This window comes from Primorskyibacter sp. S87, assembly GCF_049801055.1.
In the GTDB taxonomy this organism is placed as follows: Bacteria; Pseudomonadota; Alphaproteobacteria; order Rhodobacterales; family Rhodobacteraceae; genus JBNAGF01.
The window spans coordinates 501,835-526,180 of sequence record NZ_JBNAGF010000001.1; the positions used below are offsets into that span (position 1 = coordinate 501,835).

A 24,346-nucleotide genomic window follows, 5' to 3' on the forward strand; every position below is an offset into this window, starting at 1 on the left:
TGCTGCGGTTGGCACGGAACGTACCGCTGCGGGCCGGCCTGCTGCCACGTAACGGGATGGGCTACGCGGTTTTTTGCTTATTGTTTGGTACTAAAAAGTCTTTGTAAAATTGGCCCCCCGGAAGAGAAGGGCATTGAATGAAGCCAACATAGGCCGATTCCCAAAACAGTTATGTGATCCTGTTCACAGACAGTGAATCGGACAGCAAAGCCGGATCATCAATCGGGGGCGATAGGAATGACAAAAGAAAGGCTGGTGCAGGTCAGATCTGGTCGGGTTCGGCAAGGGCGCTCAGGGCGCTGCGATCCAGAATGGTGATGCCGCCGCGTGAACCGTCAAGGATGCCTTCACGTTTCCAGACCGAAAGGGTTTTGGACACGGCCTCGCGGGTGGCGCCTACAAAATCGGCCAGCTCCGACTGCGACATTTTGATTGTGTCACGTGGGGCCAGTTCCTGCGTCAGATAGAGGATCTTTCGGGCTAGCCGCGTCGGCACCGGCAGAAAGACCTGTTCATTGAGTTGATGCCCCATCAGCCGCATGCGCTGCCCGGCCAGCCGCAACATGTCCGTTGCCAGCTCGGGATGATGGTGGAATTTGGCCAGCACATCCGCATAGCGAATCCGGCTCAGCCGGCCCGAATCCAATGCGGTGACAGTGGCCGTGCGCGGGCCGGGATCAAACAGCGCGATCTCGCCAAAGACCGCGCCGGGTCCGGCAACGTCGAGAACCAGTTTTCGGCCGTTGAGGGAGAGAATGGAGAACTCCAGCGCACCCTCGATGACGGCATAGAGCGAGTCGCCATCATCGCCCTGTTCGAACAGCACTTCGCCCGCTTCCAGATGGATCTCGCGCGCCTGCCCCGTCAGCATCTGTTTCAGACGCTCGGAGGCGGACGCGAGAAACCCGGTATCGGGCAGGGTATTGTTCATCTTCTGGTTCTCAATCTTCCGACCTTTTGGCTTGGGCCTGCCGAGCGTCCTTCTACTCGCGGCCGCTTATGAATGGGTTGCCGGTCAATGATCCTGACCGGGATCTGCCATGTATTTTTGCAGGGCCACGATCTGCCACCACAGAAAGGCGAACAGCAGCAGCGGAAACCCGAAAGTTTCAATCTTGACCCACAGATCCGTGGACATAGTGCGCCAGACGAACTCATTGGCCAAGGCCAAAGCGGCAAAACCGGCGCAGAGCCGCCGTGTGAGGATCATCCAGCCTTCGTTTTCCATCGGCACCAGTTCACCCATCACATAGGCAAGATAGGACCTGCCCTGCAGGAGGCCGAGCCCGAGCAGACCGGAAAACAGCCCGTAGACGATCGTGGTCTTCATCTTGAAGAACCGCTCGTCATTGAACCATGCGGTCAGTCCGCCGAAGAACACTACCATGAACGCGGTAAAAATCTGCAAGCGGCTCAATTTTCCGGTCAGCAACCAGAGGATCCCCATCGCGGCCAGAAGGATTGGCACAAAAACTATGGTTGCGACGATGAAACCGGAATACTCGGTTCCGCCGAAGAGGAATACTTCATCTCGTAGCCTGAGGTAGATCAGGAAAAAGGCGACGGTCGGCCCCAGTTCGAGAATCTGTTTTAGAATCGGGTTGATATCTTTTTGTTCTGCCATGAAAGCGGTCTTATCCTTTATTGGCCACCCATCTCAACTATCACCGCACCCAGCGCGATAAGAGTCATCAGGGCAATTCGGCGAGGGCCGACGGTTTCCTTGAGAACCAGCCAGCCGATCAGCGCGGCGAAGACGGTTGAGGTCTCGCGAAGAACCGCGGCCTCTCCGACCTTGTCCAGTCTTGTGGCAAGCATCACGGATCCAAAGCTGGCAAAGGCCACGAGCCCACCAATCAGGCCGCGCATCATCAGTGGACCAGGCGCAGGGGGATCGGCCAGATTGCGCCACCGCAAATAGGCAAAGAACGGCAAGGTTGCACCGTCGATCATGAAAAACCACGCAAGAAACGTGAATGGATCGGCGGTTGCCCGGATGCCGTAGGCGTCATAGGTCGTGTAAAGTGCAACGAACAGGCCGGTGACAGCTGCAAGCCCAAGGGCTATGGGCAGGGTCTCCCGCGAGGTTTGCAGGAAAATCAGGTTGTAGATCGCCAGCCCGAAGATCCCGGCCAGCAGGACTAGCACGCCCAACCATTGAGTCAGGGTAAAGCTCTCGTTGAAAATGAACGATGCTCCGATGACCGTAAACAGTGGCCCGGTTCCCCGGACAACCGGGTAGACAACGGTGTAAGAGCCCTTGGTATAGGCCAGCGCCTGCAAGGTCTTGTAGAGAATGTGGATCAGCCAAGCGATCGCGAAGATGACCCACATATGCGGTTCGGGCCAAGGCACCACAAACAGCGCAAACGGGGCGGCCATCAGGCAATAGGATGCGTCGATCGCGCCACGCGACAACCACGGGTCATGGCGGCCCTTCTGAAGGGCTCCGAACACGGCGTGCAGAAAAGCTGCCAGCAGCGCCAGCCAGAGTGCTGCCTGATGTCCGGCTTCAGTGCCTTCGAGAGAGATCAGCCAGTCGCTCAAATCCGGGCCCTTGCTGGTCGCAGTTCCCGAAATCGGGAATCAGTGGTGGTTTTCGTCAGCGGGCCTCGAGCCCGGTCAGAGCAGCGGCAAAGTCCTTGGGGTCGAACGGGGCGAGGTCGTCAATCTGCTCCCCCACGCCGATGGCATGGATCGGCAGGCCGAACTTGTCAGCAAGCGCCACAAGAACGCCGCCCTTGGCGGTGCCGTCGAGTTTGGTCATGACAAGCCCCGAAACATCCGCGAGTTTCCGGAATGTTTCGACCTGCGACAGCGCGTTCTGTCCGGTTGTCGCATCAAGCACCAGCAACGTGTTGTGCGGTGCGGTCTCGTCCTTCTTTCTGATGACCCGGACGATTTTCGCCAGTTCTTCCATCAGGTCTGCCCTGTTTTGCAGGCGACCGGCCGTGTCGATCATCAGCAGGTCAGCGCCTTCTTCCTGAGCTTTGGTCAAAGCGTCAAAGGCAAGGCTGGCCGGGTCGGATCCTTCGGGCGCTGTCAGCACCGGCACACCCGCGCGTTCGCCCCAGACCTGAAGCTGTTCCACCGCTGCTGCCCGAAAGGTATCGCCAGCGGCGATCACCACTTTCTTTCCTGCGGCTTTGAACTGCGAGGCAAGTTTGCCGATCGTTGTGGTCTTGCCCGAGCCGTTCACGCCGACCACCAGCACCACTTGAGGTTTTTTCGGATACAGCGGCAGCGGTCGGGCCACCGGTTCCATGACGCGAGTCACTTCCTGCGCCAGCAAAGACTTGATCTCATCGGTCGATAGTTTCTTGCCAAACCGGCCCTCGGCCATGTTCGAAGTCAACCGCAACGCGGTATCGACCCCCATGTCGGATGCGATCAGCAGCTCTTCGAGCTGTTCGAGCATGTCATCGTCAAGGGTGCGCCGCAGGACGGTTTTCGCCTCGGGACGCTTGAACAGACGACCCAGCAGACCTGGCTGAGCTGTGTCGATAGGCGGCGGGGTCTCCACAGGAGGTTGCACCGGTTCCGGATCGACGGGTCGCGGTGTAGGTATCTCCTGCGGCTCCGGTTCCGGGGCAGCTGGCGGGATCTCGGGAACAGGCTGCGGTTCGGGGTCCGGAGCGGGGATGGTTGGTTGCGGATCCGGCTGCAACTGCTCCGCCGGCGCTTCCGAGGGCGAGGTCAACGGTGCCTGCTCTGCAACCTCGGGCTGGTCGTCCATAGCGGGATCAACCGCCGTGTCTGTTCGCGCTTCGGCAACCATCTGTTCGGCTGGCGACGAGGCCCCAGCATCCGCACCAGCGTTGGAGACGACCTGTTCTTTCTCGCCGCCATCCTCGACAATGGCCTCCAGCCCCTGTTCGAGCCGGGAAGAGGATTTAAAAAGCCGGTCTTTGAGCTTTGAGAAAAACGCCATCAGATGGTCTCCGCAAGATCTTCCCTTCACCTAATGCGGATCGACGGCGGTTGCAAAGGCAGAAAGGCGTCAGCTGAAGGCCAGAAGGAAGCCTAGCTGTGCGCCCCAGTAAAGCGGCCAGATAGCAAACGGCGTCAGGCGCAGCGCGGAATGCCCGACAGGTAGCAGGAATTTTTCGGCTGCGAGGATCAGGTCAGACAGGATGAAGGCAAGGGCAGAAGGCAGGACCAGCGCCATCGGCGGCGAGGTCGGCAGCGTGAGCGCCGCCAGCCCCATGCAAAGAATAATCGGAATGTAGGCCAGCACCGGCCCCTTCAACTCCCCTGCGCGCGGGGGCAGGATCCGGGCCGTTACGACCCCGAGGAGCAGAAAGGCAATCGTGCCGAGAAAAACCGGCGATGTCACCAGCCGCGACAAGTCGCTGTCAGGACGAGACAGAAACAGCGCGATATAGGCGATGTGACCAGCGGCAAATGCGCCTATGCCTGCCATGAAAGTGGTGTCGCCTTCCTGTGCCAGCAGAAGATCCCCGATGGCGCAAAGGGTCAGCGCAAGCACAAGCAGCGTTGGGGCGTTGCCGAGGTAAGCCGCAAGGGCCAGCAGCGCCACGGCAAGCGTTTTGGCGAGGCTGCGGGTCAGGCTGGCGCGTTGCGGACTAAGCGGGAGGTAGAGCAGGGCGCAAAGGGTGGCGGGCAGGATCAAGGCAGGCATGAGGTCTCGCAATCGGCTGGTGCTTCGAGATTGGCGGCGAAGGGGACAGATTGGCAACGGTTCCCAAGGGTCACCTGCACGTCTACCCGGATCGTTTGACATGGACCGGCGGGCGGCAGATGTTTGATCTGCGTGGCAGTCATGCAACGTGAGGCGGGCGGCCGCAAAGGCGTCGCTGATACAGGAAAGACACGGATGATCTGGTTTCCACTGGCAAGTCTTCTCCCGGCGCTGCTGGTCATTGCTGGTGCGTTGTTTGGTGGTATCTGGCCCTGGCTGGCGCTGGGGTCCATGACAGCGTGGGTCTATTCCTTGGACCGTGTGCGGGCACCGGGCCTTCGCCGTTTTTCCGAGAACGGTGCGGATCGGCTGGAACTGGTGTTGGGCTTGGTTCATTTTCTGGTGCTAGGACTGACAGTTCTGGCGATTGCCCGAGGAAACCTTACAACTTCCCAATCTGTCGCGTTGTTCTTCGCGTCGGGGCTGTTTCTGGGGCAGGTTTCCAATTCCAACGCCCATGAGTTGATCCATCGATCCGGTCGCGCAGAGCGCGCGCTCGGGGTTGCGGTTTATTCCTCGTTGTTGTTCGGGCATCATGCTTCGGCGCATCGCAGAGTGCATCATGTCCATGTGGCGACGGATCGGGATCCGAATTCGGCCCGCAAGGGTGAGGGGTTCTATCACTTCTGGCCGCGCGCGTGGCTGGGCTCGTTCCGGGCGGGACTGAAGGCCGAGACCGAAGCGCGCCAGCGCCGTTCGCGCAAAGGTGGCCTGCATCCCTATGTAATCTATGTGGGCGGTGGGCTTCTGACGTTAGTGCTGGCCTTCGCGTTCGGCGGGTTGGCCGGTGCGCTGGTGCTGCTGGCTCTGACGGCTCATGCACAGATGCAGCTGTTGCTGGCCGACTATATCCAGCACTACGGGCTTCGCCGGCTGCTGCGTGACGGCAAGCCCGAACCGGTTGGCCCGCAACACAGCTGGAATGCGCCGCAATGGTATTCTTCGGCCATGATGCTGAATGCGCCCCGACATTCCGATCATCACATGCATCCGGCCCGCCGGTTCCCGGACCTGCGACTGGATAAGCAGGATATGCCCATCTGGCCTCGCTCCATGCCGGTCATGGCGGCGATTGCCATGGTGCCGCCGGTCTGGCGTCAGATCATGGACCGGCGCACGGAACGGTGGCTGCCGAACAATGACGCTGTTCAAACCGAGCCGGCGACGGGTGGTTCGACACCGTCTGATCTGACAGAGTTCGAGCATGACGCGATCTAGCCCGATTCTCGCTTGTGCCTTTCTGGTTCTGGCCGGAGTGTCCGCCGGGGCGCAGAACGCAATGTCGGCCGAAGAGTTTGATGCCTACACGCGCGGCAAGACCTTGTTTTATGGTTTCGACGGGACACCGTATGGGGTTGAACGCTACTTGAGCAACCGAAGGGTGATCTGGTCATTTCTGGACGGCGATTGTCGGGAAGGTGTCTGGTATGAGCAGAACGATCAGATCTGTTTTCTGTACGAGGACCGGTCGGACCCGCAATGCTGGGTGTTCCTGCGTAGCGGGTCCGGGCTGATAGCACGGTTTGAAAACGATCCGGAAGCAACAGAACTCTACGAGTCCGAGGACGTGGACGAGGAAATGATCTGCCATGGCCCGGATGTCGGGGTATGAACGGCAGCCTCCTGTAATGGTGCGCAGGCACATCCATCGGCGGGTCATTTGATCGCTGAGTAATCCACCGCAGGATTCAGAACAGGGATCCTTGGCCGGGCGGCTCGGGTTTCGGTTTCTTCGAGCCGGTTTTGGTGCCACCTCCGGTGGAAAGGCGGCCGTCGGAAAACTCGATTTCGAGGCTGGCGTGTTTGCCTGCCTCTTCCTTGCTGGTCACAACGACGCCTTCGGCACGAATGACCGCATATCCGCGCTCCAGAGTCGCCTTGTAGGACAGGGTTTCGCGCAGCCGGTCGGTGGATTCGATCTGCTGGCGCAGGCGGTCGATACGGGTCTGTTGTGCACTGTTCAGCCGTTCGCCGAGCACATCCAGCCTTTCACGGGTCATCAGGATTTCGCGTCGGATCGGGCGCAGGCTGAGCCGCGACGACAGGTTGGCCAGCCGGTCGCGCCGGTTCTCAACAAGACTTCGCATGGTGGCAGGGCGCAGATGCGCCGCTGTTTCCGCAAGGCGCAGGCGGCGCTGCTGCACCCCTTGGGTCAGTGCCACAGGCAGGCGCTCGGCCGCCCTGTCCAATCGCTGACGGGGCGTATCGAGCAGGCTTTCGGCACGCGGCAGGGCGCGGGCGAGATCGGTCAGGCGCTGGGCCCTTCGCTGTACGGCATCCGTAGCGGCGCGGGACAGCCGTGCCCCTTGTTCGCGGGTCCATGCCAGCAGTTCCAGCCGTACCGGCACCGCCAGTTCGGCGGCCGCAGTTGGTGTCGGGGCACGACGGTCAGAAACATAGTCGATCAGCGTCGTGTCCGTCTCGTGCCCGACCGCAGAAATCAGCGGAATTTCACTGGCAGCGACGGCACGGGCAACGATCTCTTCGTTGAACCCCCACAGGTCTTCGATCGACCCACCGCCGCGGGCGACAATGATCAGGTCGGGGCGCGGCAGGGCGCCTCCCGGGGTGAGCTTGTTGAAGCCATCGATGGCACGGGCGACTTCCGGTGCACAGGCATTTCCCTGCACGGCGACCGGCCAGATCAGCACCTTGCGCGGGAACCGGTCGCGCAGGCGGTGCAGGATGTCGCGGATCACCGCGCCCGAAGGTGAAGTCACCACGCCAATGATTTGCGGCAGATAGGGGAGCGGCTTTTTACGTTCTTGAGCAAACAGCCCTTCGGATTCCAGTTGCTTTTTTCGTTTTTCCAACAAGGCCATCAGCGCGCCCTGTCCGGCAACGGCAACTTCGTCCACATTCAGGTTGTATTTGGACTGCGCCCCGAAGGCGGTCAATCGCCCGGTCACGACAACCTCAAGACCTTCTTCCGGCACCACGGACAAACCCGAGATCTGCCCTTTCCATGTGGTGCAGGCCAGAACATTCCGGTCATCCTTGATATCATAGTAGAGATGGCCGGAGCGGGCCTTGAACACGCGTCCGACCTCACCACGCACGCGGACCCGCCCAAATGCTCCTTCAAGCGTGCGCTTCACTTCTCCGGAAATCTCCGAAACGGAGTATTCCGGCATGTTCTGTCCCGGGATCGGATCGTCGAGAAGGTCGGTCATGGGTCTTGCCTCGTGATCGCAATTTGAGGGCCTTGGCGGTAGAACCCGGGCCGGTTTTCCGCCTGTGGACTGTTCAAACGGCGACCGGAGCGGGAACCGGTGTCGTCGTCGGGCATTTTGACTCGTTGCGTCCAAGCCTGCGCCACCCTAAAACGCCGCGCAAGCGAGGCCAAGCAGATCGGAGATCCGAATCCCATGAACATTCTCATTCTTGGCGGCGGCGGGCGCGAACATGCCCTAGCCTGGGCAGTGATGCAGAACCCGAAATGTGACAAGCTGATCGTGGCTCCGGGCAATGCCGGGATCGCGCAGATCGCGGAATGTGCCAATCTTGATATCGAACATGGGGGCTCGGTGGTCAGCTTTGCCGACGAAAACGCGATCGACTTCGTGATTGTCGGCCCGGAGGCACCGCTTGCGTCCGGCGTTGCAGATCGGCTGCGCGAAGCCGGAATTCTCGTGTTTGGGCCGTCGGCCGCTGCGGCGCGCCTTGAGGCTTCAAAAAGCTTCACCAAGGGAATCTGTGATGCCGCAGGCGCACCTACCGCAGCTTATGCCCGGTTCACCGAGGCCGGGCCTGCAAAGGATTATGTGCGCCGGCAGGGTGCCCCGATCGTCGTCAAGGCTGACGGGCTTGCAGCCGGAAAGGGCGTGATCGTGGCAATGGACGAAGCCACGGCGCTGGCGGCAGTCGATGACATGTTCAGCGGTGCCTTTGGCGGAGCCGGGGCCGAGGTCGTCATCGAGGAATTCATGGAGGGCGAAGAGGCGTCGCTTTTCGTGCTCTGTGATGGAAAGGATATCCTTTCGATCGGCACCGCGCAGGACCACAAACGCGTCGGCGAAGGGGATACCGGGCTCAACACTGGCGGCATGGGGGCCTATTCGCCGGCGCCGGTTCTCAGCAGCGAGATCGAGGCGCGGGCGATAGATGAAATCATCCGCCCGACCATGGCCGAAATGGAGCGGCGCGGAACCCCGTTTCAGGGCGTTCTTTATGCGGGGCTGATGATCAAGGACGGGTTGCCCCGGCTGGTGGAATACAATGTCCGCTTTGGTGATCCCGAGTGCCAGGTTCTGATGATGCGTCTGGGTGCACAGGCAATGGACCTGATGCACGCGGCCGCCGAGGGGCGGCTGGCCGTAGCGCGCGTGAACTGGGCTGACGATCATGCAATGACCGTGGTGATGGCCGCCAACGGTTATCCCGGTTCCTATGAAAAAGGATCAGAGATCAAGGGGCTGGACGATCTTCCTGAAGATAGCAGCAACATGGTGTTCCATGCCGGAACCAAGGCCGAGGGCGGTGCGGTAGTGGCGTCGGGTGGTCGCGTGCTGAACGTCACCGCGCGGGGGGACAGCCTGCAGGACGCCCGCGACCGGGCCTATGCCATGGTCGACGCGATCGATTGGCCGGGTGGTTTCTTTCGTCAGGACATTGGATGGCGCGCCCTCTGAGAACAGCCTTATCGAACAGGACAGCCGTGCGGAACACCGACTGACATCCTGCCGGTCCCGACGGAAGGTTTTCTTTCATCAAACCGGCGCGTTAAGGTGGTTCGCAACTGGGAGCGGCTGATGAGCGAACCGATACTGCCATCTGATCTGGACGCGCTTTACCAAGCGCGGGACCTCAGGGCCTTGGCCTTTGACTGGGTTCCTGTGGGCATCGTGGTGACCGAAGCGCGGGTGATCCGAGAATGCAACCGCCGATTCTGCGAGATGTTCGGCTATACGCGCGACGAATTGCTTGATCAGCTGTTCGCCTTTCTCTACCCGACCGAAGCCGAATTTCAGAACGTCCTGCACAGGGGCGACAAAGATCTTGGCGAGGGCAATCTCTATTGGGATGAACGGGTCATGCGCCGCCACGACGGAGATCTTTTCTGGTGCCGCGTCCGAGGGCAGACCTTTACCCCCGAAGACCCGTTGGGGCGCGCAGTCTGGAGCTTTGCAGATCTTTCGGAGACCCGTCCCTATCAACCTCTGACACAACGGGAACGCGAGGTGTTTTCGCTATTGGGCGAGGGCAAGACCAGCAAGGAAATCGCCCGTGAATTGTCGTTGAGCTATCGCACGGTCGAAGTGCATCGGGCGCGCTTGCTCAAAAAGTTCGGGGTCAGCAACACCGCCGCTCTGTTCCAGTCACTCGGAGATATCGACGGCGACCACGTGGTTCGGTCGGCTCCATGAGATTCGTCTGTTTTGCTGGGCGCCTTTCGGATCCGGCGTTTTTTCAACACTCCAACGCGGACTGAACGCTGGATGGCCCTTTGAAAGCACCGCGATCGTTGACCTGCCAGCCGGCCGATCGATCAAAGCTGACCGAAACGATCCGCCGCCAATCCCCGCTGACCAGTATCAGTTCGGGTCGTTCGCCGCATTGGCGCAGGCCGCCGGTGATGAAATCCTCACCGATGCGGTGATTGGTCAGGCCGGGCAGGGCGGCGATCTCACGAAGCTGCCTGTCCGCATATCGCCAGATGCGAAGGGTTTTCGCCAGGTGCGGGCGGTCGACATAGGCCAGCTCGATGTGACCATCGCCGTCGAGATCGGCAATTCCAGCCGGAGCAAGCCAGCGGTTGGACCTGCCGATATGTGGCGTTGCCACCAGTTTGGCCCCCGTCGTATCATAGATCGCTAGCTGTGCGCCGGTATCGATCTGCGTTTCAACGACGACGGCTTCGGGCAGGCCGTCGCCGTCCACGTCGGCAAGCCGCGGGACGAGATCTTCGAAAACGCGGTCCAAGGGCAGGCGGATCTTCACGACCGTGGTTCTGTTTTGCGATGAGGCGTCGCCAACCTTTAGTTCCAGACCGCCATATTCGATGGCGTCGCCCAGAACTTCGTGTGCATAGCGGTCGGTCGGCTCGGTAAACCGGGCGGACACGATCCGGTCGCCAGCCGCCGCGGCTGTCGGTAGCAACAGTTTCAGGGTCAGAAGAGTACCGGCAACCGCACCACGAACGAGCGCGGTGCGGGTTTGGTATCTGAACAGGCCGATCAGATCTGCTTTTCCGGCATTTGCACAACCAGACCGTCCAAAGCGTCGGTGACTTTGATCTGGCAGGTCAGGCGCGAACGCGCGGGATCGGGCTCGTAGGCGAAATCAAGCATGTCCTCTTCCATGTCATCCTTGGCTGGAACCTTCTCGACCCAGTCAGGGTGCAGGTAGACGTGGCAGGTGGAGCAGGCACAGGCGCCGCCGCAATCGGCTTCGATGCCGGGAATGTTGTTGTCGCGGGCGCCTTCCATCACGGTCAGGCCGTTGGCAACCTCGACCACATGTTCGGTGCCATTGTGCTCGATATAAGTGATCTTTGCCATTTTGGATCGATTCCTCTTCACGTATCGGCAAGATCAATAGTCAAGCCTGTGCAGCCATGCCAGCCCCATTTGAAACGACCTCGCGGCGGGTTGGCCTTTGAGGCTGTTTGTTCTATGTTTGTTCTTATGCGTGTCGCCCCTATCCCCCGGCCAGCTGGCAGAGATGATGACTGGCCCCGCCCACCCTCCTGTCTTCCAGCGGCGCGTCTGGAAGAGCCGCCCGATGGCGCGCGCGTTGCCGTGGCCGGGCTGGTGATCCTGCGCCAGCGTCCGGGTACCGCAAAAGGGGTGATTTTCGTGACGCTCGAGGATGAAACCGGCGTGGTCAACGTGATTGTCTGGCGAAAGATCTATGAACGCTTTCGGCGCGCGGTGATCTCGGGGCGCTTGCTTCGGGTGACTGGACGGATGCAACGGGCCCATTCAGTCACCCATGTGATTGCAGAGGAGATCGAGGATATTTCGGCGATGCTGGACAGGTTGTTGCAACAGGAACAAGGCTGAACGTCGCAACCTTTGCGAATGCCGGGAGATTGCGCTAGGTTTTGCCGCAAACAAACGCCCGCAGAAGGCCCGAGCATGATCCCGATCCGACAACACTCCCTGCGCCCGAAGGCGTTTGCGCTGGCAGCCCTGATTGTCGTTGGCGGCCTTGCCGGATGTTCCGCAGACGGAACCGGATCTGTCAGTCGGTTCAGCCAGCAGGCGCCATCCTGGGCTGAGCCCGGAACCTGCTGGGGCCGGTTCAACTCTCCGGCGGTGATCGAAACGGTCACGCATCAGATCCTGACGAAACCTGCCGAACTCAATCCGGACGGAACGGTCGCTCAACCGGCTGTTTACAAGACGGAAACCCGTCAGGAAATCGTGCAGGAACGGAAATACACATGGTTCGAGACACCCTGTGCAGAGGTGATGACACCGGAATTCAACGCATCGGTGCAGCGCGCGCTTGCGGCGCGTGGCTTCTATGATGGTCCGGTCAATAGCGAGATGGACCGTGCCACCCGAGCGGCTGTCCGCACGTTCCAGAAACCCGACGGGGTCGATTCAGATATCCTGTCGCTGGCATCTGCCCGCAAACTGGGCCTTGTCGCGATCGAACTGGACGACTGAGCCCGGGGATCAGCGCCGGAATAGAAGATCTTGCGCCTTTTTGTCCTGCATGTCGCCCCGAAGCTCAGCCGCCAAGGCCCGTCCGCGCTGGACGCCGGGGCGGGCGGCCATCTCCTCGAGCCAGCGCGCGAGATTCGGTTTGTCGTCAAGGCTCTGCTGCTGACCGTTCCAAAGGCTCGCCCAGGGCCAGATCGCGATGTCAGCAATTGTCATTTCGTCACCGGTAACAAACGCCCTACCTTCCAACTGCCGGTTCAGAACTCCATAAAGGCGCGCCACTTCGGCGCGGTAGCGGTCCTTGGCATAAGGCAGGTCCTGCGGCGGATCCATCTTTAGCGCATATTTCAGGAAATGATGCGCTTGTCCCGCCATTGGTCCAACCCCGCCCATCTGCCACATCAGCCATTGTTCTATCTCGATTTGCTGCCGTTCTGTTCTCCCCCCGAACTGACCGGTCTTGCGCGCCAGATAAAGCAGGATCGCCCCGCTTTCGAAAATGGACACCGGTTCGCCGCCCGGCCCGTCCGGATCAGTAATCGCCGGCATCCGGTTGTTGGGCGCGATCCGGAGGAAGTCCGGGTTGAACTGGTCACCCTTGGAGATGTCGATGAGGTTCAGCTTGTAGGGCAATCCCATTTCTTCCAGCGCGATGGAGATCTTCCAGCCATTTGGTGTCGGCCAGTAAAACAGGTCTATCGTCATGTCGTCGCGTTCCCATTACAAAAAGACCCGTCAGGTCCGATCGGTAGCCTTGTCACTTAGCCCTGTCCGCCGGATCATGTCAGTTGGTTTTTTCGGTTTGGCCACAGCCGTAAACGTAATGTGATGCGCCAAGCCGTTGCGGAGCTAGTGCAGCGCCGAGCTCCCGCCAGAGGCGAAGGGAGGCTTGACGTGACGCCGGGGAACGCGTATCTCCGCGCCCAGAACCGTGGCGATTTGTAACCGGATTGCGGGCCACGTTAAACAACACCGCTAAAAGGTCAGGATGAAGGATCCCCTTTCGCTTGGCCGCGTCTGGGGATTTTTTGTTGCCCGAGCCACGGGCGGAAGGACACGACAATGAGCAAGAACTGGAAAACACGCACCCGCGCCGTTCATGGGGGCACCCGCCGCAGCCAGTATGGCGAGGTGAGCGAGGCGATCTATCTCACGCAGGGCTTCGTCTATGAAAGCGCCGAGGCCGCCGAAGCACGGTTCATAGAGGCGGGTGAAGACGAATTCATCTACGCGCGGTATGGCAACCCGACTGTCCGGATGTTCGAAGAGCGGATTGCCTTGCTCGAAGGGGCAGAAGATGCATTCGCCACGGCGTCCGGCATGGCTGCCGTTTCCGGAGCGCTGACCTCGATGCTGAAAGCCGGAGATCATGTGGTGTCTGCTAGGGCGCTGTTCGGCTCCTGTCTCTACATTCTAGAAGACATCCTCTCTCGCTACGGGGTCGAAGTCACATTTGTGGACGGCACAGATCTCGACCAATGGCGGGCGGCGATCCGACCCGACACTCGGGCGGTGTTCTTCGAGTCCGTCTCCAACCCGACGCTGGAAGTGATCGACATTGCTGCCGTGTCGGAACTGGCTCATGCGGTTGGCGCGACGGTGCTCGTGGACAATGTCTTTGCCACTCCGGTCTTTTCGAAGGCGATCGAACAGGGGGCGGACGTGGTCATCTATTCCGCCACCAAGCATATCGACGGGCAGGGGCGTGTTCTGGGTGGTGTGGTGCTCGGAACCAGAGAATTCATTCGCAAGACGCTGGAGCCGTATCTAAAGCATACGGGCGGCGCCATGAGCCCGTTCAATGCGTGGGTCTTGCTCAAGGGTCTGGAAACGATGGGTTTGCGGGTCAATGTGCAGGCCACCAATGCGCTGTCCGTGGCCGAAGCGGTCAAGGGCCATGCTGCAGTCGAGCGGGTTCTGTATCCCGGACTGGAAGAGCATCCGCAAAATGCCCTGTGCCAGGCTCAGATGGGCAAGGGCGGCACGGTTCTTTCGCTGGATCTGAAAGGTGGCCAACCGGCCGCCTTCGCGTTCCTTGATGCGCTTCAGATCGGGGTGATTTCCAACAATCTTGGTGATGCCAAAACGATCGTGACCCATCCGGCGACCACAACCCATCAGCGCCTGACAGAAGACCAGCGCGCCGATCTGGGTATTTCCCGCGGACTGGTGCGGGTGTCCCTTGGCATTGAGGATGCCGGGGATCTGGTCGACGACGTTCTTCAGGCATTGGACAAGGCGGTGAATATCTGACGCTGCAGTCCCATGCAGGGGCCAGTGAGCCGCTGCACGAAACGGCAAGAAACCGGTGAGATTTGGGGAAATCCCCTGAAAAGAACCTAAAGATGCCGCAAGCGAGCCCCGTCGGGTGATCCATTCGCGCCAACTGCCCGTATTCGGTTTTGTTTGGAACACGGGCCGAACTGCCTTATCTAGTGGTTTGGTGCAAATCAGGAAACGCGAACATGAATATCCATTCACGCGACACGATCGAAACTCCGGACAAGGATGAGGCCCAGGCGGCTCTTTCCGTGCTACGGCGTTGGGCGGAGCGCGCCACAGACACCGAGATTGCACAGCTTGATCCGGCCTTGGCACGGCTGCTGTCTGGCGGCGCGCCGGATAACTACCCGCTTCTGGCTCGTTCGTATCCTGAAGAATTTGTCGTCGACGAAGCCTATCGGGCCGATTTGCCTGATTTGCAGAATGGTCCGGCCAGCCTGATCCGTGGGGCCCAACAGCAGATTCAGCATGTAGGCATATCCAATTTCCGTTTGCCAATTTGCTTTCATCGTCGCGACGACATAGACCTGACGCTGGAAACGTCGGTGACCGGGACGGTCAGCCTCGATGCCGAGAAAAAGGGCATCAACATGTCCCGGATCATGCGCAGCTTCTATCGCCATGCCGAATCGACATTCAGCTTTGAGGTCATACAGGCGGCGCTTGAGGACTACAAAACGGACCTCGAGAGTTTTGACGCCCGGATCCAGATGCGGTTTTCCTTCCCGATGAAAGTGGAAAGCCTGCGCTCGGGGCTGTCGGGCTATCAGTACTACGACATCGCGTTGGAGTTGTCTGAAATGGACGGTGTGCGCCGCAAGATCATGCATCTCGACTATGTCTATAGTTCAACCTGCCCCTGTTCGCTGGAACTCAGTGAACATGCCCGCTCGACGCGCGGGCAGTTGGCAACGCCGCATTCGCAACGGTCCGTTGCCCGGATCTCTGTCGTGGTGGACGAGGATGCGGGGTGTCTGTGGTTCGAGGATCTGATCGACATCTGTCGCCGGGCGGTTCCCACGGAAACCCAGGTCATGGTCAAGCGCGAGGACGAACAGGCCTTTGCCGAATTGAACGCTTCAAACCCCATCTTTGTCGAAGACGCCGCACGGCTTTTCTGCGCCGAGTTGCAATCCGATCACCGAATCAGTGATTTCCGGGTTGTGGCCAGCCATCAGGAGAGTTTGCACAGCCATGACGCGGTTTCGATTCTGCTCGAAGGCGAGACATTTGCCGAAGCCAGCCTCGACCCACGTATGTTCTCCACTCTGTTCCACGTTGGTTAACGCTGAATTCCGCTCAATTGTTGGGCGGATACTGGCCTGAAACTGCACCTTTTGCCGCGGCGCGGCATTTTTTGGCTGACCTAACGTCAAGAAGCTGTTTACAGTCTCTCCAGATTCCGGCAATCCGGCATGGTGCCGGAGTCGGTACGGAGATCCGACGCTATGTCGAATGCGGTAGAACAGGGCCTTGCTTTGGCCTGTTACCAGCTGTCCGTCGAACCTTGCACGGGTTCGCGCCTTCTCGTGAACACATATCTTTATGGCTCTGCATTTACGGGCCGTGAAACTGAATGGAGACTAGTATGACCCCTTTTCTGACGACCCCGCTGGAGATGCAGGCTGCAATGATACGAGTTGCGGGCTATGCGGTCAGCACACAGGTCGAGATCATGCAGATTATGACCCGGTCGGCCATTCAGGCGCCAATCTCGCAGGTCCGCAGCCTGCACGCGGCTGCGTCGATTCCGTCGGAAGTCACTCGGGCATTCGCGTCGATTCGAAATGACCGTCTGACAGAGGTGCCTGCGGCCACTCCTGCGAAGCGGGCCAAGCCGGCGCCGCGCAAAGCCTCGGTTCGCAAGAAACCGACGCCAATACCTGCGGCAGTGGCATCTTCTGCAACGGCTCCAGCCCCCAAGCGCACCGCCAAGGCCAAAGCCGTCAAACCCGTCCTGGCCAAGGAGCAGGTGGTGAGGCAGGCCAAAGCGGAGACCGCACCTGCACCGGCCAGCAAGGCCAAGGTTCAGAAGGCGGCGAAACCGGCAGTTGCCAAGCCGGCCGCAGCCAAGGCCGCCAAACCCGCGCCAGCCTCGCCGCGCAAATCGGTGGCCCGCCCGGTCGCCGAGGTTGCGACCCAGCCGGCAAACAAGGCTGGAACAGCTCCGGCTCCCAAGGCCCCGGCCAAGTCGGCGGCAACGACAGGCACCGAGACACAGCCAGCGACCCGTCGCACTCGTGCACCATCCAAGCCGCCGGTCATGCCCGCCCGCAAGCCTGGCAAGCCGACCGGTGGTGACAGCTGAGCCAAGCTTTGGCCCGGCACTGCGGGGGTGCTTGACAGCGCCCCCATCCCGCGCCAACGCTGCGCCTCATGTTTGACCTGCGGCCAGTTGGATATGTGATCGGTTTTCTGGTGGCCCTGTTGGGGGGTACCATGGCCCTGCCGATGATTGCCGATCTTGCAGAAGGGCGCGGCGAATGGCACGTCTTTCTGCAAAGCGGGATCATCACGGTTCTTATTGGCGGGCTGATCGCGTTAAGCTGTTCGAACGGCCTGCGTGAAGGCCTTTCTATTCAGCAGACATTTCTTCTTACCACCGGTGTCTGGGTTGCCTTGCCGATCTTCGGAGCGCTCCCGTTCATGTTCGGCGAAACCGAACTGCGCTTTGTCGACGCGCTGTTCGAGGCAATGTCGGGCCTGACCACGACCGGGTCCACCGTGTTGTCGGGATTGGATGACATGCCGCGGGGCCTATTGTTGTGGCGCGGGATTCTGCAATGGCTTGGCGGTATCGGGATCGTTGTTGTTGCCATGGTGTTTCTGCCCGAGCTCCGGGTTGGCGGCATGCAGATCTTCAAGAGCGAAGGTTTTGACACTATGGGGAAAATCCTTCCCCGCGCCACCGAAATTGCCAGCCAGATCTCGGTTATTTACGTTGGCCTCACAGCTGCCTGCGTGGTGAGTTATGTCCTGCTGGGCATGGAGCTGTTCGATGCCTTGGTACATGCCCTGACCACTGTGTCGACCGGCGGCTTTTCCAATTATGACGCATCCTTTGGCACATTCTCCGGCCCGCTGGAATATGTCGCGGTGGTCTTCATGATCCTCGCAGCGTTGCCGTTTGTTCGCTACGTGCAGCTTCTTAACGGCAACACCAATTCCCTGCTCCGAGATCCGCAGATCCGCGCCTTTCTTGCGACGATCGCGATTCTGGTCCTGCTCGTAACATTGGAATTGCAGCGTGTGTTTCCGCATCATTGGGAGCAGTCCTTTCGCGAAGCCTTGTTCAACATCACGTCGATCATCAGCGGAACCGGCTATGCCAGCGCCAACTACATGACCTGGGGCCCGTTTCTGGTCACGATTTTCTTTTTCGTCGGCCTGATCGGAGGCTGCGCCGGTTCGACCGCCTGTTCAGTGAAGATCTTTCGCTATCAGCTTTTGTTCGCGTCGGTTCGGGTACAGCTGCAGCGCATCCGCAGCCCACGTGGCGTGTTCATTCCCCGCTATGGCGGGCGCCGCGTAGGCGATGATGTTCTCAGCTCGGTCATGTCCTTCTTTGTTTTCTTCGTGGTAACGCTGGGCATCATCAGCTGGGCGCTGGCTCTGACCGGTCTGGATTTCACCACCTCTGTTTCCGGCGCAGGTGCAGCCTTGGCTAATATCGGTCCGGGGCTGGGCGACCGGATCGGGCCTGCCGGGAATTTCGGTGGTCTGAACGACGCGGCCAAATGGATCCTCACGTTGGCGATGCTGATCGGACGGCTGGAACTGTTGGCGGTTTATGCAATTCTGACGGTAAAATTCTGGAGGGCGTGAATGAAGCGACCGCTTGGGGCGCAGATCTCGCATATGTTGCGGGACCGGGGCGTCGAGGTGATCTTTGGCATACCCGGTGTCCACAATCAGGAAATGTATCGGGGTATCGAAGAGGCCGGGATCCGGCATGTGCTGGCCCGGCACGAGCAGGGGGCCGGGTTCATGGCCGACGGCTATGCCCGGGCAACAGGCAATCCCGGGGTGGCTTACGTCATTACCGGCCCGGGACTGAGCAACATCATGACGCCGATGGGGCAGGCCTATTCCGATTCCGTGCCAATGCTGGTGCTGTCATCTTGTCTGGATGAAACTGCCGCTCGGCGCGGCCAGCTGCATCAGATGCGTGATCAGCGCGCTGCGGCCGCCGCAGTCTGCGACTGGTCTGAGCAGGCGTCGACAGCCCGCGCGGCCTACGGCCTTGTCGAACGGGCCTTTGAGGAGTTTGAAGCCCATCGTCCCCGCCCGAAACATATACAAACACCTATAGCTGTTCTTGAGGCCGAGGCTGATCCGGCTCCGCCTCCGAACATGCCCGGCACCACGCCTGAGGTCCGAAAACCGGATGTCGCGCCCTTGCTGTCATTGCTCAATATTGCCCGGCGGCCACTGTTTATCCTCGGGGGCGGAGCCCAAAGCCATCTCTGGGTTCAGATTTTGCGACAACTCGGAGCCGCCGCATTCACAACAGGGGCAGGGCGCGGATTGGTTGGTGCCAACTATCCGCTGGGGTTTGGGTCGATGCTGGCGCGGCCCGGAAGCGCCGAGGTCATAGCATCCGCTGATCTTGTGGTCGCCGTTGGAACCGAACTGGCTGAGGTGGACCTCTGGCGTGATCATCTGGGGCACAAGGCGCCGATGGTCCGGGTGGATCTGGACCCCGAGGTTCTGGCGGATGCGCAGCGTGCGACGATCAAGCTGCGGGCTGATGCAGGTCGCTTTGCGGCGGCGCTCTGGGCCGAAATAGAGGATCGACCACAGCGAGAGTCCGGGTGGACCGCAGAGGAAGTGGCCAAGGCCCGAACCCGCTGGAACGCCGAGGTGGATGCCGAGCGCCCCGGTATCCTGCCGGTTTGCAATGCGCTGCGCGAGGTTCTGTCGCCTGACACGATGATCTATTCCGACATGACCCAATTCGCCTATGTCGCAACGGATATCTGGGACATGCCGAGGCCGCGATACTGGCATCACCCCACCGGCTATGGCACGCTGGGCTATGCTTTGCCGGCGGCCATCGGTGGGGCGGTTGGGCGGCCGGGAATGCCCACTATGGCGATCGCCGGGGACTACGGGTTCCAGTACACCATGCAAGAGCTGGGTGTTGCCGTGGAACTGGGTTTGAGCCTGCCGATCTTATTGTGGGACAATGGCAAGCTGAAAGAAATCGAGGACAGCATGATCGCGGCCCAGATCGCGCCGAATGCGGTGGTTGCCCGCAACCCCGATTTCTGCAAGCTGGCCGAGGCTTATGGTGCCGCCGCAGAAAAACCGAACAGTCTGGGTGAGTTGCAGAAGGTTCTTGAGACCGCATTTGGGGCCGGGCGGCCAACGCTGATCCACATGACACCGGAAATGCTGTAACGTCCTCTGCCGCGCGTAGGGCTGGGATTTTATTGTGTCAAACGAAGACAGGCGCCGGATATCCGGCGCCTGTCTGCATACAGAACTGACTATTGGCTGGGCTGAAGGCTCAGTCCCAGCAGCTGACCAGCACAGTCATGCCGCTGGCTATGCGATTCAGCACGGCCGGAGAAACCGCATCACTATCCGCTTCGGACCCGGAGCTCAGGCCGGCGGCTTCGAGCACATTGCGCAGCGCCTGTGCGTTGGCGGCAAAGCTGACATTACGGGGCAGGGACTGGCTGCTGTCGAGATCCGCCAGCAGCATGCCGACGACATTGCCACCTGTGTCCAGAACCGGGCCGCCGGCATCACCGGGTTGTGCAGCCAACGCGAGGCGCGACAGCTCGGTCTCTCCCCGCAGTCCCTTGACGTCCGAGAGGGTGCCAAAGGTCAGGGTTGGTGCACCGAGAATGCCTTCGTAGGAAAAGCCCGAAACCGCGAGCTCTGATTGCAGACGCGGGGCAGACTGGCTCAGGGCGCCGATTTCCATCGGTGCCAATGACCCAACCGGACGCAGCACGGCAACACCAAGCCCCTCGTCACTGCTGACAAGTTCAGCCTGATGGTCGCGATCAAGCGTTATCCGGGTGCAGCTTTGGACCGCCTGTGTCGACGTCAGCACGGTTCCTGAACGATCGACGAAAAACCCAGAACGCGAATAGCGGGGCTTGCGCACGGTCAGGCCCGAGATCAGGTCGATCGATTGCTCCGCATCTGTTCCGGCCGCGGGATCCAGCACGTTTTCAGTGCGGGTGAATGAGGCCTTCATCTCTTCAAGAACACGGGCCCGGCGGTCCTCGTCACCTGCGGGCCAGACCAATGTGAATCCCTTGATTACACCATCGTCCAGCTTGGCCTGCGTATAGGAGACAATGCCATTGCCGCGACCCTCAAGAACGAAGCTGTCCTTGCCGCGTTCGCGGGGGCCTTCGAGCGGCACGATCTCCAGCGTCTGCATGATTTCATAGAGGCCATACAGGGTAGACCGGTTGCCGGGCTGGCTGATCAGAAGCACCCGGGCCTCAGGGATCTCGTTGCTTTCATAGTGGGCAAACGGAGGTTCGTAACGGGTGAATTTGACCGCCTTCGTCGGCAGTTTCATTTCGATACCCGCCTTGCTGTCCCAAACGGTATCCACCCCGCTGCTGATCAGTGGCGCATTGTATCGGTCCATCAGGATCTTGCGCTGGGCCGTGGTCAAAACCCCAGTCTGCTCAAACCCATTGTACAATTGCCAATCCGCCATCGACCGGCGCGTGCCTGGGCCAAAGGCTCCGTCGATTGCAGCCGAATACAGGCCCTCGGACCTGAGTGCGATCTGCAGACCGCGCCGTTCCTCGGCACTGAGCAGGCGCTCGCTGCGCCGCGCCTCGGCCGGTGTCTCGTCTGCGGGTTCGGTCTGTGCCTCGGGGGCGGCGGCTGTCTCGGTTGCCGGCTCGGTGGGCAGGGCGGGGGCGACAACGGTTCCGCGATTCAGCGTGTCCGCGCCATCGGGCCAGAACTGACGCCCCAGATTGCGGGAATAGGCAATGAAACTGTCCGCCGGGATCTGGCCTTCGCTGCGGTAGATGCGCAGCACCCGGTTCGCGTCTTCCCGCGTGTAGGGGCCCAAAACGATGCCGTACCAGCTACCGCCAAGGGAAAACCCGTTCACATCCGCCAGCTGCCCGGCAAAATCCTGTGCACGTTGCTGTGCTGTGACCAGCGAGGGATGAGCTTCGATCTGAACCCAGACGACATCCTGTGCTGTGGTCTGGTTGAGGCTCTGGGCGCGTGCGACAGGGGTGGAAAACAGAAATGCCATCAGAAAGGCGGCAAATACTCTTATCATTTTGGGGGTCTCTTGCCTTGAAAGTTACATGCTTGCCGCACCTAATCAGGATTTGCGCCGGTTGGCCATGTGTCTTGCCATTCACGATCCGGCGGGCTTGCTGAAAACCCACAGTCGACGCAGTTTGGCGTTCCGGAAAAAGCATCGTTGACCCTCTGGGGCCGCTTGCATAGGAAAGAAGCGATTTCCGCAGGCCGACGGCCTGTAACATTGCCCATTCCGAGGGATGCAGATGACCGATCAGACCAACGCTCCACGCTCGTTCCAGGAGATCATCCTGAGATTGCAGTCATATTGGGCGGCGAAGGGCTGCGCGGTTCTGCAGCCCTATGACATGGAGGTCGGGGCCGGCACGTTTCACCCCGCGACAACTTTGCGTTCGCTTGGCTCGAACGCATGGGCTGCGGCTTATGTCCAGCCTTCGCGGCGTCCCACCGATGGGCGCTATGGCGAAAACCCAAACCGCCTGCAACACTATTACCAGTATCAGGTGCTCATCAAACCCTCGCCGCCGGATCTGCAAACGTTGTATCTGGGCTCGCTAGAGGCCATCGGCATCGACATGGATCTGCACGATATCAGATTTGTCGAGGACGACTGGGAAAGCCCGACGCTGGGCGCATGGGGTCTCGGCTGGGAGGTCTGGTGTGACGGCATGGAAGTCAGCCAGTTCACCTATTTTCAGCAGGTTGGCGGCCATGACTGTGTGCCGGTCTCGGGCGAGCTGACCTATGGGCTCGAACGGCTTGCAATGTATGTGCTGGGCGTCGATCACGTAATGGACATGCCCTTCAACGACCCGGATTCGCCGATTCCGCTGACCTATGGCGATGTGTTCAAGCAGACCGAGGAAGAATACGCCCGCTGGAATTTTGACGTGGCCAACACCGAGATGCTGCTGCGCCATTTCGAAGAAGCGGAAGAGGAATGCGCCACAATCCTGGCACAGGAACACACCGACCCCAAAACCGGCAGGCGGATCGTCATGGCGCATCCCGCCTATGACCAGTGCATCAAGGCCAGCCACATCTTCAACCTGCTCGATGCGCGCGGAGTCATTTCGGTGACCGAGCGGCAAGCCTATATCGGCCGGGTCCGGGCGCTGGCCAAGCAATGTGCAGATGCATTCATTCTGACCGAGGCAGGCGGGTATATCGCCGAGGGTACCGGAGCCTGATGCCGTTCGACGCCGGCCATTCAGCCGGCAAGACCGGGAAGCAGGGATTTGAGCCCGGCTACGATCATGCCCACCGCAATGGCGGCAAGGATCATGCCCATCAACCGGCTCATGATCACGCGCGCGGTGCCCGACAAGTGTTTCGCAAGGGTGGGCGCGTTCCAGAATACCAGCGCGAGAAGCGCCACGATACCTCCGAACACGGTTGCAAAAGCGATCTTTTCTGGCAGGGTTTCGGCCTGATGGGCAAACAGGATCAGCGTCGTGATGGTGCCGGGTCCGACAATGATTGGAAAGGTCAGGGGGTAGAACGCCACGGTTTCGGGATCGGGATAGTCCGACTTTTCCCCGTCCGTCCCATGATGCGAGCTGCTTTCGTTCCCGTTCAGCATGTTCAGGGCGATCAGAAGCACTACCAAACCACCGGCCACACGGAAATCATCTATGGAAATGCCGAACAGGTGCAAAAGCTGACTGCCCGCCACGGCAAAACTCGTCCCCAGGATCAAGCTGTAGAGCGCTGTTTTCAATGCGATTCTACGCTGAGTTTCCACCCAGGTGCCATCGGTCACACTGAGAAAGATCGGAAGGTTCGTCACCGGATTCATGATCGCAAAGAGCGCGCCGAAAAAGCTGATGGCAAAACTGGTGTCCACGGTGCAATTCCTGATATCAGTGCTTGGATCGGGCGCACACTGGCCCAAAAGAGACAACAAGGAAAGGGGCGGCCTTGCGCCTGAGCTCCGCCCCCGAGAGAGAACGGTCATGAACGGTAAGCCCATCGTCATCATTATCCTGCTTTGCGCGGTGCTCGCCGGGGCTGGTCTGTATTATCAGCAGGTCTATGCGTACTATTTTGAGGTCACTCCGTCACCGGGGCAGGATGTGACACTGGTTCGTAAGGGAAGCACCGAGGCAGAGCCGATCGCATATGAGGGGTTTCAGGCAATTGACGCCGACAGCTCGCCGATCCGCTATCGCGCCTGCTTCACCACCGACCTAGACCCGCAAGTTCTGGATGGGACCTATGAACGTGTTCAAGATCCTACACCGCTGGTCGGCCCGCGCTGGTTCGACTGCTTTGATGCAACCGGGCTAGGGGCCGCGCTCGAAGCCGGTGAGGCACAGGCCTATTTGTCAGAAAAGAACGTCCATTTCGGTGTAGATCGCGTGGTGGCCATTCTCTCCGATGGACGTGGGTATGCCTGGCACGAGCTGAATGATTGCGGTGAGAAAGCTTATGACGGAACAGTAGTCGGCGAAGAATGCCCGCCGCGTGAGTGATATGATTTCCG

General features: G+C 60.1%; 24 protein-coding genes and 1 riboswitch. Of the genes, 13 read left to right on the forward strand and 11 right to left on the reverse strand.

What is annotated here, in order from left to right:
- Nucleotides 1-262: 262 nt before the first annotated feature.
- From ACP15U_RS02535 to ACP15U_RS02555, 5 genes are all read right to left on the reverse strand, one after another.
- A complete protein-coding gene (locus ACP15U_RS02535) occupies nt 263-931 on the reverse strand; it encodes a Crp/Fnr family transcriptional regulator (protein ID WP_425043548.1) in 669 nt (222 codons plus the stop codon).
- An 84-nt stretch (nt 932-1,015) separates the two neighbouring features.
- Nucleotides 1,016-1,624 (reverse strand): inner membrane-spanning protein YciB, encoded by a 609-nt coding sequence (locus ACP15U_RS02540; RefSeq protein WP_425043549.1) that lies wholly within the window; start codon nt 1,622-1,624, stop codon nt 1,016-1,018.
- 17 nt (nt 1,625-1,641) lie between these two features.
- On the reverse strand, nt 1,642-2,547 hold the full coding sequence (locus tag ACP15U_RS02545) for an EamA family transporter (protein WP_425043550.1): 906 nt from the start codon (nt 2,545-2,547) through the stop codon (nt 1,642-1,644).
- 55 nt (nt 2,548-2,602) lie between these two features.
- A complete protein-coding gene (ftsY, locus tag ACP15U_RS02550) occupies nt 2,603-3,931 on the reverse strand; it encodes a signal recognition particle-docking protein FtsY (protein WP_425043551.1) in 1,329 nt (442 codons plus the stop codon).
- A 69-nt stretch (nt 3,932-4,000) separates the two neighbouring features.
- Nucleotides 4,001-4,642, reverse strand: a complete 642-nt coding sequence (locus tag ACP15U_RS02555) for a lysoplasmalogenase (RefSeq protein ID WP_425043552.1) — start codon at nt 4,640-4,642, stop codon at nt 4,001-4,003.
- A 195-nt stretch (nt 4,643-4,837) separates the two neighbouring features.
- Between ACP15U_RS02555 and ACP15U_RS02560 the strand changes: the two genes are divergently transcribed.
- Both ACP15U_RS02560 and ACP15U_RS02565 read left to right on the forward strand, forming a co-directional pair.
- Nucleotides 4,838-5,920 carry an alkane 1-monooxygenase gene (locus ACP15U_RS02560; protein WP_425043553.1) on the forward strand — a complete coding sequence of 361 codons (1,083 nt, stop codon included), beginning with the start codon at nt 4,838-4,840 and terminating at the stop codon, nt 5,918-5,920.
- 61 nt (nt 5,921-5,981) lie between these two features.
- On the forward strand, nt 5,982-6,314 hold the full coding sequence (locus tag ACP15U_RS02565) for a hypothetical protein (RefSeq protein WP_425043732.1): 333 nt from the start codon (nt 5,982-5,984) through the stop codon (nt 6,312-6,314).
- Nucleotides 6,315-6,390: 76 nt separating this feature from the next.
- Here ACP15U_RS02565 and xseA read toward each other — a convergent pair whose 3' ends face one another.
- Nucleotides 6,391-7,875, reverse strand: coding sequence for an exodeoxyribonuclease VII large subunit (gene xseA / locus ACP15U_RS02570; protein WP_425043554.1), 1,485 nt, complete (start codon nt 7,873-7,875; stop codon nt 6,391-6,393).
- Nucleotides 7,876-8,070: 195 nt separating this feature from the next.
- Here xseA and purD point away from each other — a divergent pair, with 195 nt between their 5' ends.
- Nucleotides 8,071-9,333 carry a phosphoribosylamine--glycine ligase gene (purD, locus tag ACP15U_RS02575; RefSeq protein WP_425043555.1) on the forward strand — a complete coding sequence of 421 codons (1,263 nt, stop codon included), beginning with the start codon at nt 8,071-8,073 and terminating at the stop codon, nt 9,331-9,333.
- A 120-nt stretch (nt 9,334-9,453) separates the two neighbouring features.
- Nucleotides 9,454-10,068 (forward strand): LuxR C-terminal-related transcriptional regulator, encoded by a 615-nt coding sequence (locus ACP15U_RS02580; RefSeq protein WP_425043556.1) that lies wholly within the window; start codon nt 9,454-9,456, stop codon nt 10,066-10,068.
- Between the two features lie 43 nt (nt 10,069-10,111).
- Here the strand turns inward: ACP15U_RS02580 and ACP15U_RS02585 are convergent, their stop codons facing one another.
- Both ACP15U_RS02585 and ACP15U_RS02590 read right to left on the reverse strand, forming a co-directional pair.
- The gene (locus ACP15U_RS02585) at nt 10,112-10,765 is read right to left on the reverse strand and encodes an FG-GAP repeat domain-containing protein (protein WP_425043557.1); all 654 of its coding nucleotides are present in this window, start codon (nt 10,763-10,765) and stop codon (nt 10,112-10,114) included.
- A gap of 113 nt (nt 10,766-10,878) precedes the next feature.
- A complete protein-coding gene (locus tag ACP15U_RS02590; RefSeq protein WP_425043558.1) occupies nt 10,879-11,202 on the reverse strand; it encodes a 2Fe-2S iron-sulfur cluster-binding protein in 324 nt (107 codons plus the stop codon).
- Nucleotides 11,203-11,316: 114 nt separating this feature from the next.
- On the opposite strand from ACP15U_RS02590, the gene ACP15U_RS02595 reads away from it, so the two are divergent.
- Together ACP15U_RS02595 and ACP15U_RS02600 are read left to right on the forward strand one after the other, a co-directional pair.
- Nucleotides 11,317-11,706: an OB-fold nucleic acid binding domain-containing protein gene (locus tag ACP15U_RS02595; RefSeq protein WP_425043559.1), complete on the forward strand. Its 390-nt coding sequence runs from the start codon at nt 11,317-11,319 to the stop codon at nt 11,704-11,706.
- Between the two features lie 75 nt (nt 11,707-11,781).
- Nucleotides 11,782-12,318, forward strand: a complete 537-nt coding sequence (locus tag ACP15U_RS02600; protein WP_425043560.1) for a peptidoglycan-binding domain-containing protein — start codon at nt 11,782-11,784, stop codon at nt 12,316-12,318.
- Between the two features lie 9 nt (nt 12,319-12,327).
- On the opposite strand, the gene ACP15U_RS02605 is transcribed toward ACP15U_RS02600, so the two are convergent.
- Nucleotides 12,328-13,020 carry a glutathione S-transferase N-terminal domain-containing protein gene (locus tag ACP15U_RS02605; protein ID WP_425043561.1) on the reverse strand — a complete coding sequence of 231 codons (693 nt, stop codon included), beginning with the start codon at nt 13,018-13,020 and terminating at the stop codon, nt 12,328-12,330.
- A gap of 216 nt (nt 13,021-13,236) precedes the next feature.
- A riboswitch (SAM riboswitch) is annotated at nt 13,237-13,314 on the forward strand.
- A gap of 63 nt (nt 13,315-13,377) precedes the next feature.
- Between ACP15U_RS02605 and metZ the strand changes: the two genes are divergently transcribed.
- From metZ to ACP15U_RS02630, 5 genes are all read left to right on the forward strand, one after another.
- Complete coding sequence (gene metZ, locus ACP15U_RS02610; RefSeq protein WP_425043562.1) at nt 13,378-14,568, forward strand: O-succinylhomoserine sulfhydrylase; 1,191 nt, start codon at nt 13,378-13,380, stop codon at nt 14,566-14,568.
- Between the two features lie 212 nt (nt 14,569-14,780).
- Nucleotides 14,781-15,884, forward strand: a complete 1,104-nt coding sequence (gene folE2, locus ACP15U_RS02615) for a GTP cyclohydrolase FolE2 (protein ID WP_425043563.1) — start codon at nt 14,781-14,783, stop codon at nt 15,882-15,884.
- A 302-nt stretch (nt 15,885-16,186) separates the two neighbouring features.
- On the forward strand, nt 16,187-16,906 hold the full coding sequence (locus ACP15U_RS02620) for a hypothetical protein (RefSeq protein ID WP_425043564.1): 720 nt from the start codon (nt 16,187-16,189) through the stop codon (nt 16,904-16,906).
- Between the two features lie 68 nt (nt 16,907-16,974).
- Complete coding sequence (locus ACP15U_RS02625) at nt 16,975-18,423, forward strand: TrkH family potassium uptake protein (RefSeq protein WP_425043565.1); 1,449 nt, start codon at nt 16,975-16,977, stop codon at nt 18,421-18,423.
- Nucleotides 18,424-20,001: a 5-guanidino-2-oxopentanoate decarboxylase gene (locus tag ACP15U_RS02630; RefSeq protein WP_425043566.1), complete on the forward strand. Its 1,578-nt coding sequence runs from the start codon at nt 18,424-18,426 to the stop codon at nt 19,999-20,001. It abuts the gene before it with no gap.
- A gap of 109 nt (nt 20,002-20,110) precedes the next feature.
- On the opposite strand, the gene ACP15U_RS02635 is transcribed toward ACP15U_RS02630, so the two are convergent.
- On the reverse strand, nt 20,111-21,874 hold the full coding sequence (locus tag ACP15U_RS02635) for a serine protease (protein WP_425043567.1): 1,764 nt from the start codon (nt 21,872-21,874) through the stop codon (nt 20,111-20,113).
- 232 nt (nt 21,875-22,106) lie between these two features.
- Here ACP15U_RS02635 and ACP15U_RS02640 point away from each other — a divergent pair, with 232 nt between their 5' ends.
- The gene (locus ACP15U_RS02640; protein WP_425043568.1) at nt 22,107-23,051 is read left to right on the forward strand and encodes a glycine--tRNA ligase subunit alpha; all 945 of its coding nucleotides are present in this window, start codon (nt 22,107-22,109) and stop codon (nt 23,049-23,051) included.
- Nucleotides 23,052-23,071: 20 nt separating this feature from the next.
- Here the strand turns inward: ACP15U_RS02640 and ACP15U_RS02645 are convergent, their stop codons facing one another.
- Nucleotides 23,072-23,707 carry a MarC family protein gene (locus ACP15U_RS02645; protein ID WP_425043569.1) on the reverse strand — a complete coding sequence of 212 codons (636 nt, stop codon included), beginning with the start codon at nt 23,705-23,707 and terminating at the stop codon, nt 23,072-23,074.
- A 109-nt stretch (nt 23,708-23,816) separates the two neighbouring features.
- Between ACP15U_RS02645 and ACP15U_RS02650 the strand changes: the two genes are divergently transcribed.
- On the forward strand, nt 23,817-24,335 hold the full coding sequence (locus tag ACP15U_RS02650; protein ID WP_425043570.1) for a DUF6446 family protein: 519 nt from the start codon (nt 23,817-23,819) through the stop codon (nt 24,333-24,335).
- Nucleotides 24,336-24,346 lie beyond the last annotated feature (11 nt).

Bases quoted from the DNA above. Each gene is read 5' to 3' on its own strand.
- ACP15U_RS02535 (WP_425043548.1), bottom strand. From the start codon at position 931: ATGAACAATACCCTGCCCGATACCGGGTTTCTCGCGTCCGCCTCCGAG.
- ACP15U_RS02540 (WP_425043549.1), bottom strand. From the start codon at position 1,624: ATGGCAGAACAAAAAGATATCAACCCGATTCTAAAACAGATTCTCGAA.
- ftsY (WP_425043551.1), bottom strand. From the start codon at position 3,931: ATGGCGTTTTTCTCAAAGCTCAAAGACCGGCTTTTTAAATCCTCTTCC.
- ACP15U_RS02555 (WP_425043552.1), bottom strand. From the start codon at position 4,642: ATGCCTGCCTTGATCCTGCCCGCCACCCTTTGCGCCCTGCTCTACCTC.
- ACP15U_RS02560 (WP_425043553.1), top strand. From the start codon at position 4,838: ATGATCTGGTTTCCACTGGCAAGTCTTCTCCCGGCGCTGCTGGTCATT.
- ACP15U_RS02565 (WP_425043732.1), top strand. From the start codon at position 5,982: ATGTCGGCCGAAGAGTTTGATGCCTACACGCGCGGCAAGACCTTGTTT.
- xseA (WP_425043554.1), bottom strand. From the start codon at position 7,875: ATGACCGACCTTCTCGACGATCCGATCCCGGGACAGAACATGCCGGAA.
- purD (WP_425043555.1), top strand. From the start codon at position 8,071: ATGAACATTCTCATTCTTGGCGGCGGCGGGCGCGAACATGCCCTAGCC.
- ACP15U_RS02580 (WP_425043556.1), top strand. From the start codon at position 9,454: ATGAGCGAACCGATACTGCCATCTGATCTGGACGCGCTTTACCAAGCG.
- ACP15U_RS02590 (WP_425043558.1), bottom strand. From the start codon at position 11,202: ATGGCAAAGATCACTTATATCGAGCACAATGGCACCGAACATGTGGTC.
- ACP15U_RS02595 (WP_425043559.1), top strand. From the start codon at position 11,317: ATGTTTGTTCTTATGCGTGTCGCCCCTATCCCCCGGCCAGCTGGCAGA.
- ACP15U_RS02600 (WP_425043560.1), top strand. From the start codon at position 11,782: ATGATCCCGATCCGACAACACTCCCTGCGCCCGAAGGCGTTTGCGCTG.
- ACP15U_RS02605 (WP_425043561.1), bottom strand. From the start codon at position 13,020: ATGACGATAGACCTGTTTTACTGGCCGACACCAAATGGCTGGAAGATC.
- metZ (WP_425043562.1), top strand. From the start codon at position 13,378: ATGAGCAAGAACTGGAAAACACGCACCCGCGCCGTTCATGGGGGCACC.
- folE2 (WP_425043563.1), top strand. From the start codon at position 14,781: ATGAATATCCATTCACGCGACACGATCGAAACTCCGGACAAGGATGAG.
- ACP15U_RS02620 (WP_425043564.1), top strand. From the start codon at position 16,187: ATGACCCCTTTTCTGACGACCCCGCTGGAGATGCAGGCTGCAATGATA.
- ACP15U_RS02625 (WP_425043565.1), top strand. From the start codon at position 16,975: ATGTTTGACCTGCGGCCAGTTGGATATGTGATCGGTTTTCTGGTGGCC.
- ACP15U_RS02630 (WP_425043566.1), top strand. From the start codon at position 18,424: ATGAAGCGACCGCTTGGGGCGCAGATCTCGCATATGTTGCGGGACCGG.
- ACP15U_RS02635 (WP_425043567.1), bottom strand. From the start codon at position 21,874: ATGATAAGAGTATTTGCCGCCTTTCTGATGGCATTTCTGTTTTCCACC.
- ACP15U_RS02640 (WP_425043568.1), top strand. From the start codon at position 22,107: ATGACCGATCAGACCAACGCTCCACGCTCGTTCCAGGAGATCATCCTG.
- ACP15U_RS02650 (WP_425043570.1), top strand. From the start codon at position 23,817: ATGAACGGTAAGCCCATCGTCATCATTATCCTGCTTTGCGCGGTGCTC.